Raw genomic sequence first — 11,395 nt, 5'->3', positions numbered from 1 at the left:
GATTATGATGAAAGATTTATGCCTTTGCCGCGTGACAGATCAGCAACGGAGCCCATAAATGACCGGCCCCAACATCCTGGTTGTTGATGATTCCCCGGTAGACCGGCAATATCTCAAAACCGCGCTCTCAGCGGCCGGCTATCGGGTGATAGAAGCCGCCAGTGCCGCCGCCGCCACCGAGGCGTTGCGCGTTGAAAGTATTGAATTGATGCTGCTCGATCTGGTGATGCCCGAAGTGGGCGGGCTGGACCTGCTGCGGCAATTGCCCGAGCGCCGGGGCTATCCAGTGATCGTGGTTTCCGGCCATGAGGAAATCGAGAACAAGGTGGCGGCGCTGGATGCCGGCGCGGTGGATTATGTCACCAAGCCGTATGATCTGGGCGAATTGCTGGCCCGGGTGCGCGCCGCCCTGCGCCGCAGCGCGGCAAACGAGGAAACCGACACCGTGCGCGCCGGCATGCTCAGCGTGTCGAAATTGCAGCACGTCGCCATGGTGGGGACCCGCCAGGTGCGGCTCAGCGTGATGCAATACCGCCTGCTGGTGCTGCTCGCCACCCGCGCCGGCCAGGTGGTGCCGCTGGATGCCATCGCCAAGGAATTGTGGAACCATGATGGCGAACATGAGCGCCAGTCGCTGCGGGTGCTGGTGAAGAAGCTGCGCGATAAGATCGAACCCAATCCAAGCCGCGCCATGCTGCTGCAAACCGAGCCGGGCATCGGCTATCGCCTGCGCGCCGAGGCCTGACCTGGCAATATTAGCTTAAATTCATACCACGCCGTATTGCAGCGCGGCTTTTGCATCCCCATATCCCTCGCAGTGGCCATTGGCTTCCCCCGCCTGGCCGCAGCCGGAAACCCCCCTTTCCGGCAGTCCCTGCTCAAGGGACGGCGTTCCCCCCGCCGGCCCGGTGTTTGAGCAAACGCCCGGCGTGCGGCTCTGTTTAGCTGGAGCCCGCCGGGCGTTTTTTCTTGCAGCCGCAAGCGTTACAATGCCGCCCGGAGAGGGAGCCGTGATGATGCAGCAGAGTCAGACCTCAGACAGCGATGCCGTATCCGCCGCGCGCCGCGCCTATTACCAGCGGATCGGCGCGCAGCAGATGACACCGCTATGGGAAGTGCTGCATGGCCTGGTGCTGCCGCAGCCAAAAAGCGCCTGCCAGCCGGCCCTGTGGCAGTATGAAGCCGTGCGCCCCTTTGTGCTGGAAGCCGGCGACCTGATCACCGCGCGCGAAGCAGAACGCCGTGTGCTGATCCTGGAAAATCCCGGCCTGCCCGGGCAATCGCGCATCACCACCTCGCTCTATGCCGGGCTGCAACTGATCCTGCCCGGCGAGGTGGCGCCATCGCATCGCCATAGCCAATCCGCCTTGCGCTTTGTGGTGGAAGGCAGCGGCGCCTTCACTGCTGTGGATGGCGAAAAGACCATCATGGAAGAAGGCGATTTCATCATCACGCCATCCTGGACCTGGCATGATCACGGCAATGAGTCCACCGGCCCGATGGTGTGGCTTGATGGCCTCGACATTCCGCTGATCCAGGCGCTGGATTGCTCTTTCATGGAACGCTATCCGGCGGAAAGCCAGCCACTTACCAGGCCAATCGGCGACAGTGCGGCGCGTTATGGCGCTGGCCTGCTGCCGCTGGATTATGAACCGCAGAGCCGCACCTCGCCGATTTTCAACTATCCCTATCGCCGCACCCGCGAGGCGCTGGACACCATGCGCCGCCTGGAAGCCTGGGATCCCTGCCACGGCCTGAAGATGCAATATATCAACCCGGCCAACGGCGACTATGCCATGCCGACCATTGCCAGCTTCATGCAGTTGCTGCCGAAGGGCTTTGCCGGCGAGAGCTATCGCAGCAGCGATGCCACCGTGTTCAGCGTGGTGGAAGGGCGCGGCTACAGCCTGGTGGGCGAGCAGCGCTTTGATTGGGGCAAGCGCGACATCTTTGTGATTCCAAGCTGGGTGCCGCATAGCCACCACACGCCCGATGGCGATGCGGTGTTGTTCAGTTTCTCCGACCGCCCGGTGCAGAAAAAGCTCGGCCTGTGGCGTGAAAGCCGAGGTAACCGCTGATGGCCGGTCCGCAGGATGATGATACCGGCCCGCGCCGCGCGCGGCCCTATGCCAATGACGACGAGCCGGAAACCGACACTTTCGGCATGGCCGAGGCCTGGGACGAGGACGAGGCCCTGGAGGAAGGCGATGCCGCGCTGGACGGCCTGCGCGCCGTGGCCCGGCTGGCCAAGCTGCTGCCCGGCATCAACTGGTTTGGTGCCGCCGGCCGGCCGCTGACCGCCGCCGAGCTGACAGAGGCGGAAAATTATTGCGCCGCCTTGGGCTTTTTTGACACCAGCATCGGCGGCATCGCCACCTGGCGCCAGGCCGCCGATGCCGTGGCCGATCCGGATTGGAGCGGCGAACTCTGGCAAGCCGAGGATCAGGCGCATCAGGCTTTGCTGGAACTGGCCGAACAATTCCTGCCGGTGCATGACCTGCATGTGGCGCTGAATCATGTGTCGCTGCGCGCCGGCGAACTGGCTTTGGCCAGGGCGATCGAGGCGGTGGCGCGGGTTGGGCTGGAGGATGAGGAACTGGTCAAGGCCGCCGGCCAGGCGGCAGCCCAGGCCGCCTATCAGGCCGCCCTGGTGCTGGCGGTGCAGGCGGTGGGCGAGGCGATCACCGGCCTGGATGATGGCGAAAGCCATGCCTTCGCCGCCAAATTCCGCCTCTACGAACAGGGCCGCTGGCCACTTGGCCTGGCCGGCAACACATTCAGTGTGTTTTGATCCGGCAGTGTATTCTGATACGGCAGTGTATTCTGATCGGTAAGAATGCCCGATACAGAACATCGCCGGGGCTGTAGTATAAACTGCTGTTTTCCCCCGCCAATCGCTGCAAGGATTAGGTCATGGCCGTGCTCAAGATCAAATTCCAGGCTGTCTGGGACGATGACGCGAAGGTCTGGGTGGCAACCAGTCCGCCGCAGAACATCACCACCGAGGCAGCCAGCCGCGACGCCTTGCAAAGCCGCCTGCAAAGCATCGTGCCGGATGTGCTGGAAGCACGCGGCTATGCCGGCCAGAGTGAGATTGTTATCGCCATTGACTGGCTGGCACTGACACCTATCGACCACACCGAGCTTGCCGTAGCCTGAGCCGGCGGATGGCGGGCTATTCCAAGCTGGTCAAGGAAATCCTCAAAGCGGCTGGTGCTATCTTGTGCGCCAGGGCAAGGGTGATCAAGAGAGTTGGTATAGCCCGATCAGCGGCACAACATTTCCTGTCGATGGCGATATAAAATCCCGTCATACGGCCAATGGCACCTTGAAAGATGCCGGACTGCCGAAAGCATTTTGAGCCAGGGCGGCTTTATGGCTTCAGCGAGCGGCTGATTTCCTGGCGCCGGCCATAGAGGTAGATGCCCACCACGATGCCGCCAAGCACCAGGCTGAGCAGGATGCCCAGGGTCATCGGAATCACGGCGGCATCTTCCAGATCGGCGCCCATGCCGGTCCAGAACCGCACCGACATGTAGATCGCGCCCAGCAAGGCCCCGATCAGGGCCAGGGTGATGCCGATGGCAAAAATCTTGTCGCTGCGGCTATGCATGATGCTTCTCCTTGCCCATTTCCTGGGCAGTGGGGTGATATTACAGGCATCACGATGGCGCAGTGCAAGGCGGGATCAACCACCTGCGACGAAACAGCGCGCTCTACTCTAATCCGGCACGCCGACGCAGTTGCGATAGCTGACACCGGCCAGGATGGCCTCGGCAAAATCGCAATGGCTGAGATCGACGCCTTCAAATTCGGCGCCGGTGAGATCGGCGCGGCGCAGGATGGTGCCGTGCAATTGTGGATGGCGCCGCCGCCCGGTGGGCCGATTATCCGTGCCATAGATGTCAACTCCGAGGAATTGCGCGCCGCGCAGCCGCGCCCCGGTCAGGTCGGCGCCGGAAAGGTCGACGCCATTCAGCCCGGCATGATCAAACCGTGCGCCGCGCAGATCGGCGCCGGCAAACACCGTGAACATCAATTGCGCATCATCGAAGATGGCGCCGGTCAGTTTGGCGCCGCTTAAATCGGCGGCGCGCAGGTCGCAGCTGCCAAAATTCTGCCCGGTCAGATCGGCGGCGCGGAATTGCGCCCGTTCGCCGCTGGCGCCCTGCGAGGCGATCCACTGACTATGCGCCGCCAGCTTCACCGCCACATCGGCCGGCAGGTCGCTATCCTTGCGGTAGATCGCGCCGTCCAGTTTGGCATTGCCCAAGTTGGCGCGGGCCAGATCAACATTGCGCAGATTGGCGCCGCGCAGATCGGCGCCCTCAAAATTGCAGCCATCCACCTTGGCGCCGAGCAGGTTGGCATCCTTGAGCCGCGCGCCGGCAAAGTTGGCGCCGCTCAGATCGGCGCCGGAGAAATTGCTGGCATAAAGCTCGGCGGCGGCAAAATTGGCGCCCTTGGCCGAGGCCACCGCAAACTTGGCCTGATCAAGCTGGGCACCCTTGAAATCGGCGCCATCCAGATTGGCATCGGTGAGATCGGTGGAGACCAGCCGGCTTTCGCTATGGCCATCGGCGCTGGTGCGCATGAACTGGCCCGGCCGCATGTCGGCCTGGGCGAAGGAAGCCTTGCGCAGCTTGGCGGAACCGAAATAAACGCCGCGCAGATCGGCACGGTCAAAAACCGCCTCGCCCAGATCAGCACGGCCAAAATCGGCACCAAACAAATCCGTGCGGCGGAATTCGGCCTGCCGTAGATCGCTCTGGGTGAAGATGCAGCCGGGCAGCACCGCATCCGAAAAATTGACTTTCGCCAGATTGAGTCCGGACAGCCGCTGGCCGCGCAATTGCAGCCGCGCACCATCGGGGTGCCGGGCCAGAAAGGCGGCATGGCGCGACAGGGTTATCTGCAAATCGCGCGAGGGATTGACCGGGGCGGCGCACATCGTGACGTTGTTATGCCATGCCGCTTTGCGGCTGGCGAGCAGAGCGTGAATTTGCTATGCCTTTTTTCATGCCGATGAAAAAAACTGCTGCCAATCTGCAATCTTCTGTTAGTCAACATCCGCTCACACTGGCAACCTGGAATATCAATTCCGTGCGCGCCCGGCTGGAGCTGATGGACGGCTTCCTGCGTGAACACAGCCCGGACATTCTGTGTTTGCAGGAAACCAAGGTGCGCGATGATGAATTTCCGCATGAGCTGTTTGCCCAGCATGGCTATGAATATCGCCTGATCCGCGGCCAGCCGGGCTATAACGGCGTGGCGATCTTCGGCCGCCTGCCGCTGGAACTGGCTGAAGCCAAGAGCCTGGCCGGGCGCGACGACAAGCGCCATATCGCCGCCCGGCTGCCGGACGGCACGGTGATTCATAACTTCTATGTACCGGCCGGCGGTGATATTCCGGATGCGGCCAAGAATGACAAATTCGCCCATAAGCTTGATGTGCTGGCCGAGATGACCGCCTGGTCGAAGACCCTGAAGGGCCAGGGCCAGCGCCATGTGATGGTGGGCGATCTGAATATCGCACCGCTGGAAAGTGATGTGTGGTCGCACAAGCAGCTGCTTGGCGTGGTGAGCCATACGCCGGTGGAAACCGAGGGCCTGCTGGCGCTACAGGCAGCACATGGCTGGATCGATGCCGTGCGCCAGTTCACCCCGGCGCCGGCAAAACTGTATTCCTGGTGGAGCTACCGCTCGCCGGATTGGGAGAAGGCCGACAAGGGCCGCCGGCTCGACCATGTCTGGGTCAGCCCCGACCTGGCGCCGCGGCTCAAGGCCGCCAGTGTCGCCAAGGCATTACGCGGCCGCGAAAAAGCCTCCGATCACGCCCCGATCCTGGTGACACTCGACCTCGCCTGAGCCTTCAGGCGGCGTAGTTGAAGGCGATGGAAATGCGCTCGCGCGTGCCATTATGCGGCGTTACGGCATGGTTCAGCCAGGCCGGAAACAGCAGCAGCAGGCCGCTGCGCGGATAAACCGTCTCGCCCAGGCCGGCGCTGACGCAGCCCTTGATCGCCATCTTCACCAGCGGCGCATGCAGCAGTGGCATCGGCCCGCGCGGATCGTAAAATCGCAAGCCGCCGCCGCGTTCCGGCTGGCCGGCAATGCCGGCATCGTCAACATAGAAGCAGCCCGACCAGAAGGCGCCGGGATGGCAATGCAGGTCGTTGCTATCACCCGGGCGATTGATATTCGCCCAGGCATTGATGCGCCAGTTCAGCGGCAGGCGCTGCAAACCGCTCTCGGTGCTGACCATGGTGTAATCCCGCACCAGGCGGTCAATATGGTCGAACAGCCGCCGCACCGGGGCGCCGCCCCAATCCAGCAGGCAATCATCGGATTGCCAGCCGCCCTGGTTGGAATGCTGGCGGCCACGATCTTCCGCTGCCCGCGCCAGCAGCAGCGCGCGCAGCTCGGCCAGCAGGTTGGGCTCACCCGCCAGATCCTGCTGGATCAGCGGGGTGGCGAATAACAGGCGCATCGGGTCGGGTTGCGACAGATCGGGCGGCAGCGAGTTCATGGCGCAGCTTTTGCCTTGCCGGGTGCCCGACCGCAAGCCGGCTACCGCTGGTTGGGCATGAAATATTGTTAATGCCTGTATCAACCGTCACCGGCAGCATGGCTTGCGGCTCAGCCGCGCCGCCTGTTAGGCTTGTGGCCGCTGACACATGGCATTTCAGGGGGCGATAATGATCCGGGCGAAGAACAGATTTTTAGCGCTGGCTGCCGTGGCCCTGCTGGGCTTCGGCCTGGCCGGCTGCGTCACCAACAACAAGGAACCGGACTATAACGGCCCGCCGCAGCTCGCCATGCCGCAACCGGCGGCAGCGCAGTTGCAGCCCGGCCTAGCCACCACCTATTTCAGCGGCACCTATGACGACATCGACAACATGCCGCAAGGCGCCAGCGGCAAGGCCACCGGCCGGCCCGGCGCGCCGGTAACGGTGCTGAGCGCCACTTCAGCGCGGGGCAACATCTTTGGTGCGCCGACTGAAATCTTCTACGGTATCCGTTTCGACGGTTATATCCTGCTCGATCAGCCGGGCCGCTATGGCTTTGCCGCCCGCACCAATGACGGCAACCGTTCCTGGATCGGCAATGTGATGGTGTCGGACGATCCGACCACCCATCCGGAACGCACCACGCCGACCAAATTCCTGGATATCACCCAGCCGGGCTGGTATCCGATCCGCATCATGTATTTCCAGAAGCGCGATTCAGCCGGCTTCCATTATTACTGGCAGCCGCCGGGCGCTGCGGCGCCGGTGCTGGTGCCGGCCGACAAGATCAAGCATATCCCCGGGCAGTAACCGCCCGGCGGTGACAAAAACAAAACCGCCCGGGCGCGCTGGCGACCGGGCGGTTTTTCTTTGCGCGGCTCACAACCCCCAATCAGGGTCTGGCACGGTGGCGAAGACCGAGCGCAAGCCCTCGCTCCAGCGCACCCGGATATCGTTGAAATACGGATCATCGGCATCGATGCGGCGATGCAGCGCCGGCTTGAATTCATCCTTGCGCAGGATCAGCAGATCGAGCGGCAGCCCCACCGAGATATTCGAGCGCAGGGTGGAATCCATCGAGATCAGCGCACATTTCGCCGCCTGCAACAGCGAGGTATTGGGCCGGATCACCCGATCCAGGATCGGCTTGCCGTATTTCGCCTCGCCGATCTGCAAAAACGGCGTGTCCTGGGTGGCGCGGATGAAATTGCCGGCATAATAGAGCATGTAAAGCTGCGGCGGCCGGCCCAGGATCTGGCCGCCGAGCAGCATGGAAAGATTGGGCTCAATGCCCTGCTGCTTGAGCGCCTCGCCATCGCGCCGCGCCACTTCGCGGATCGCGGCGCCGACAATGCCGGCAGCCTCGAACATACGGCCGGCCTTGAGCAGATCATGCTCGCGGCCCTCATGATCGACAAAGCCGCCATTGAGCAGCGACACCACCGACTGGCTCAGAGACAGGTTGCCGGCGGTGCACAGGCTGAGCACCCGCTCGCCGGGCTGCTGCCAGAGATGCATCTTGCCGAAAGTGGCAATGCTGTCGACGCCGGCATTGGTGCGGCTATCGGCCAGCATAACCAGCCCGTCCTGAAGGTTGAGGCCAACGCAATAGGTCATGAAACGGCAATCCCGGCTGGTGACATGGTTATGAGTATAGCCGCAGCCGGATGCCGGCTTGAAGCCCCGGCGCCAGCGCAAGATGCTGCCATGGCTTGTTAATTCTCGCTAACAGGGCCGCGTCTTACCTGAAAATCATATGAAAAGCGCCCCTTCCGTTGGCATCTTGCAGTGGAGAACCCAATCACCACTGCACGTTGCCGGCTTGACATGCCGGCAGCCTTCATTTCTGCCGGGAGTTGACCATGTCAAAGCTGAAACTGGGTATCCGGGGCAAGATCGTTGCCACCCTGGTGGCCTTTGCCGTGATCCCCTTGCTGCTGCTGGGCGGCATCCTGTTCTACCAGGTGGAAAAATTCCGCAAGGACGGCATCGACCGGCTGGCGGCAATGGCGATCACGGTATCCGACCTGATCGACCGCAACCTGTTTGAACGCTACGGCGATGTGCAGGCTTTTGGCTATAACAGCGCCGCGCTCGACCCGGCGAATTGGGGCCGCCCGGGCGCCAAGGACAATGCGCTGGTGCAGTCGATGGACCGCTACATGGCGAATTACGGCATCTACAAGCTGATGCTGCTGGTTTCGCCGGAAGGCCGCGTGCTGGCAGTGAACAGCAAGGACGCCCTCGGCAAACCGCTGGATACCGCCGCGCTTTACCAGCGCAGCTATGCCGATGCCGGCTGGCTCAAAGCGGTGCTGGCCGGGCGTTTCCTCCAGGGCCGTGACGGCTTTACCGGCAGCGTGGTGGAGCAGCCGATGCGCCATGCCGAACTGACCGGGCTTTATGCCGGCAGTGATTTTGCCATGATCTTTGCCGCGCCGGTGCAGGACGAAGCCGGCAAGACCGTGGCGGTATGGGCCAATTTTGCCGCCATGGAACTGGTGGAGGACATCGCCGAAGCCGCGCATAAACAATTTGAGATCGGCGGCATGGATCATGCGCTGATCTCGGTGCTTGATCCCAAGGGCGTGTTGCTGGTGGATTATGATGACGGCAAGCTGGTGGGCGGCAAGTATAACCGCGACTGGTCTGCAATCGGACGGCTTAATCTGGCCGAGAGCGGTGTACTTGCGGCGCGCGAGGCGGTGGCGAAACGCTCCGGCGGCATGGAAGGCGTCAATTCCCGCAGCGGCATCAGGCAGGTGACCGGCTATTTCCACAGCGTCGGCGCCTATGGCTATCCCGGCCTGGAATGGTCGGTGCTGGTGCGTGTGCCATCGGCCCAGGTTTTTGAGACCCTGAACGAGGTTGAGCTTGAAGTGCTGGCAGTGCTGGTTGTTGCGTTGATCGCGGCAATCATCATCGGCCTGCCCTATGGCGCCGCCTTTGCCCGCCCGATCCTGCGCCTGGTGCAGGGCATGACCGACCTGTCTGACGGCAAGGTGGAGATCAACACCCAGGGCAGCGAGCGCCAGGACGAAATCGGCACCGCCTTGCGTGGCCTGCTGGTGGTGCGCGACCGCATCGTCACCGGCCTGCAAACCCGCGAAACCCTGAACAGCATGGCCAATCCGGTGATGCTGGTGGATACCGAGCGGCGCATCTTTTTCATCAACCGCGCCGCCCAGGAGACCTTTGGCGCCAAGCAGGCCGCCATTCGTGCCGACCTGCCGCATTTTGACGCCAGCAAGCTGGTGGGCAGCAATATCGACAGCTTCCACAAGAATCCGGCGCATCAGCAGCGGCTGCTGGCTGAATTGCAGGTGCCGTATTTCACCGCATTGAAGCTGGGCGGCATGACCTTCGACCTCACCGTGGTGCCGGTATTTGATGCCACCGGCAAGCGGCTGGGTGCGGCCATGGAATGGCGCGACGTGACCGGCCAGGTGTTGGTGCAGGGCGAGGTGGCAAGCCTGGTGGATGCCGCCAAGCATGGCGATTTCAGCCAGCGCGTGGCGCTGGAAGGCAAAAGCGGCTTCCTGCGCGATGTGGCCGCCGGCATCAATGGCGTGGTGGATACCATGGCCAAGGCGGTGAACGAACTGGATGGCGTGCTGGATGCGCTGGCGCATGGCCAGCTTAACAAGCGCATGAGCGGCAGCTATGACGGCCAGTTGCAGCGTTTGCAGGAAAATTGCAACGCCACCATCGACAAGCTGAGCGAGATCACCGGGCAGATCGGCGTCACCGCCGGCAATGTCAACAACTCGGCCGACGAGATCGCCACCGGCACCCAGGATCTGGCGCATCGCACCGAAAGCCAGGCGGCGACGCTGGAGCAATCGGCGGCGGCGATGCAGCAGGTGACCGAAACCGTGCGGCAAACGGCCGAGAATGCCCAGGCCGCCAATCACCGCGCCGCCACGGCACGCGACACCGCTGCCAAGGGCGGCAGGGTGGTGCAGCAGGCGGTGCAGGCAATGGGCGAGATCGAGGCCGGCGCGCAGCGTATCAGCGACATCATTGGCCTGATCGACGAGATTGCCTTCCAGACCAACCTGCTGGCATTGAATGCTTCCGTGGAAGCGGCGCGCGCCGGCGAGGCCGGCAAGGGCTTTGCCGTGGTGGCGCAGGAAGTGCGCAGCCTGGCGCAGCGTTCCGCCGATGCGTCCAAGGACATCAAGGGCCTGATCTCAAGCTCCAACGCCCAGGTTAAAGTTGGCGTGGACCTGGTGAGCCAGACCGGGCGCGCCTTGGAGGATATTGTCACCGCGATCAAGCAGGCCAGCGACCTGGTGGCGGAAATCGCTGCCGCCAGCGGCGAGCAGGCCCGTGCCATGCAGGAGATCAACACCGCCATCGCCAATATGGATGAGATGACCCAGCGCAACGGCGCGCTGGTGGAAGAAACCAGCGCCGCCACCCAGAATCTGGCTTTCCAGGCCAAGGAACTGGCCGGCTTGGTTGCCTTCTTCGACCGCAGCGGCGCCAGCCTGGCCGAACGTCGCCGCGACAGCCGCTTTGATTGTGGCGCCAATGACAGCGTGACCGTGAATGGCAAAACCTATCGCGCCGAAAACTGGAGCCAGTATGGTCTGCTCTTCGGCCGCATGGAGCCGGCGCCGCGCCTGGGCGATGACCTGCGCCTGCGCGCCGAAATCAAAAGCATCGGCATCAGCTTCGATGCCGCGGCCAAAGTGGTGCGAGTGGAAGACGGCATGGTGGCGGTGCGTTACCAGGCCGATGCGGCAACACAGAACCGCATTGCGCAGCATTTCCGCAATTAGGCGTGATGCCATCACCGTCACCATCGTCATGCCCGGGCGAAGACCCGGGCATCCCATTTTCACAGGAATTCAGCCGTATTTTTGTGAAACGGGATGCCC

The 11,395-nt window shown here is 62.9% G+C and carries 11 protein-coding genes; 7 read left to right on the top strand and 4 right to left on the bottom strand.

The window, feature by feature from the left end:
• Nucleotides 1–58: 58 nt before the first annotated feature.
• From KBB36_RS02495 to KBB36_RS02480, 4 genes are all read left to right on the top strand, one after another.
• Nucleotides 59–745, top strand: coding sequence for a response regulator transcription factor (locus KBB36_RS02495; protein ID WP_290976381.1), 687 nt, complete (start codon nt 59–61; stop codon nt 743–745).
• Between the two features lie 268 nt (nt 746–1,013).
• The gene (gtdA, locus tag KBB36_RS02490) at nt 1,014–2,078 is read left to right on the top strand and encodes a gentisate 1,2-dioxygenase (protein ID WP_290976378.1); all 1,065 of its coding nucleotides are present in this window, start codon (nt 1,014–1,016) and stop codon (nt 2,076–2,078) included.
• The gene (locus tag KBB36_RS02485) at nt 2,078–2,791 is read left to right on the top strand and encodes a hypothetical protein (protein ID WP_290976375.1); all 714 of its coding nucleotides are present in this window, start codon (nt 2,078–2,080) and stop codon (nt 2,789–2,791) included. The genes gtdA and KBB36_RS02485 overlap by 1 nt, the downstream gene beginning before the upstream one ends.
• Before the next feature lie 122 nt (nt 2,792–2,913).
• Nucleotides 2,914–3,159: a DUF1902 domain-containing protein gene (locus KBB36_RS02480; RefSeq protein ID WP_290976372.1), complete on the top strand. Its 246-nt coding sequence runs from the start codon at nt 2,914–2,916 to the stop codon at nt 3,157–3,159.
• A gap of 214 nt (nt 3,160–3,373) precedes the next feature.
• On the opposite strand, the gene KBB36_RS02475 is transcribed toward KBB36_RS02480, so the two are convergent.
• A complete protein-coding gene (locus tag KBB36_RS02475; RefSeq protein ID WP_290976370.1) occupies nt 3,374–3,613 on the bottom strand; it encodes a hypothetical protein in 240 nt (79 codons plus the stop codon).
• Nucleotides 3,614–3,721: 108 nt separating this feature from the next.
• The gene (locus KBB36_RS02470) at nt 3,722–4,951 is read right to left on the bottom strand and encodes a pentapeptide repeat-containing protein (protein ID WP_290976367.1); all 1,230 of its coding nucleotides are present in this window, start codon (nt 4,949–4,951) and stop codon (nt 3,722–3,724) included.
• A gap of 68 nt (nt 4,952–5,019) precedes the next feature.
• Between KBB36_RS02470 and xth the strand changes: the two genes are divergently transcribed.
• A complete protein-coding gene (xth, locus tag KBB36_RS02465) occupies nt 5,020–5,868 on the top strand; it encodes an exodeoxyribonuclease III (protein ID WP_290976364.1) in 849 nt (282 codons plus the stop codon).
• 4 nt (nt 5,869–5,872) lie between these two features.
• On the opposite strand, the gene KBB36_RS02460 is transcribed toward xth, so the two are convergent.
• Complete coding sequence (locus KBB36_RS02460) at nt 5,873–6,529, bottom strand: TIGR02466 family protein (protein WP_290976361.1); 657 nt, start codon at nt 6,527–6,529, stop codon at nt 5,873–5,875.
• 169 nt (nt 6,530–6,698) lie between these two features.
• Between KBB36_RS02460 and KBB36_RS02455 the strand changes: the two genes are divergently transcribed.
• Nucleotides 6,699–7,319: a PA14 domain-containing protein gene (locus KBB36_RS02455; protein ID WP_290976358.1), complete on the top strand. Its 621-nt coding sequence runs from the start codon at nt 6,699–6,701 to the stop codon at nt 7,317–7,319.
• Nucleotides 7,320–7,388: 69 nt separating this feature from the next.
• On the opposite strand, the gene KBB36_RS02450 is transcribed toward KBB36_RS02455, so the two are convergent.
• Nucleotides 7,389–8,126: a proteasome-type protease gene (locus KBB36_RS02450; protein ID WP_290976355.1), complete on the bottom strand. Its 738-nt coding sequence runs from the start codon at nt 8,124–8,126 to the stop codon at nt 7,389–7,391.
• Nucleotides 8,127–8,371: 245 nt separating this feature from the next.
• Here KBB36_RS02450 and KBB36_RS02445 point away from each other — a divergent pair, with 245 nt between their 5' ends.
• Nucleotides 8,372–11,296 (top strand): methyl-accepting chemotaxis protein, encoded by a 2,925-nt coding sequence (locus KBB36_RS02445; RefSeq protein WP_290976351.1) that lies wholly within the window; start codon nt 8,372–8,374, stop codon nt 11,294–11,296.
• Nucleotides 11,297–11,395: the final 99 nt, after the last annotated feature.

This window comes from Ferrovibrio sp. (assembly GCF_017994015.1).
GTDB lineage: Bacteria > Pseudomonadota > Alphaproteobacteria > Ferrovibrionales > Ferrovibrionaceae > Ferrovibrio.
The sequence above is the reverse complement of the archived record's forward strand: the minus strand, read 5'-3'. Positions and strand labels throughout refer to the sequence as shown.

Excerpts from the sequence above, each read along its gene's own strand:
- KBB36_RS02495 (WP_290976381.1), top strand. The coding sequence starts at position 59 with ATGACCGGCCCCAACATCCTGGTTGTTGATGATTCCCCGGTAGACCGG.
- gtdA (WP_290976378.1), top strand. The coding sequence starts at position 1,014 with ATGATGCAGCAGAGTCAGACCTCAGACAGCGATGCCGTATCCGCCGCG.
- KBB36_RS02485 (WP_290976375.1), top strand. The coding sequence starts at position 2,078 with ATGGCCGGTCCGCAGGATGATGATACCGGCCCGCGCCGCGCGCGGCCC.
- KBB36_RS02480 (WP_290976372.1), top strand. The coding sequence starts at position 2,914 with ATGGCCGTGCTCAAGATCAAATTCCAGGCTGTCTGGGACGATGACGCG.
- KBB36_RS02475 (WP_290976370.1), bottom strand. The coding sequence starts at position 3,613 with ATGCATAGCCGCAGCGACAAGATTTTTGCCATCGGCATCACCCTGGCC.
- KBB36_RS02470 (WP_290976367.1), bottom strand. The coding sequence starts at position 4,951 with ATGTGCGCCGCCCCGGTCAATCCCTCGCGCGATTTGCAGATAACCCTG.
- xth (WP_290976364.1), top strand. The coding sequence starts at position 5,020 with ATGCCGATGAAAAAAACTGCTGCCAATCTGCAATCTTCTGTTAGTCAA.
- KBB36_RS02460 (WP_290976361.1), bottom strand. The coding sequence starts at position 6,529 with ATGAACTCGCTGCCGCCCGATCTGTCGCAACCCGACCCGATGCGCCTG.
- KBB36_RS02455 (WP_290976358.1), top strand. The coding sequence starts at position 6,699 with ATGATCCGGGCGAAGAACAGATTTTTAGCGCTGGCTGCCGTGGCCCTG.
- KBB36_RS02450 (WP_290976355.1), bottom strand. The coding sequence starts at position 8,126 with ATGACCTATTGCGTTGGCCTCAACCTTCAGGACGGGCTGGTTATGCTG.
- KBB36_RS02445 (WP_290976351.1), top strand. The coding sequence starts at position 8,372 with ATGTCAAAGCTGAAACTGGGTATCCGGGGCAAGATCGTTGCCACCCTG.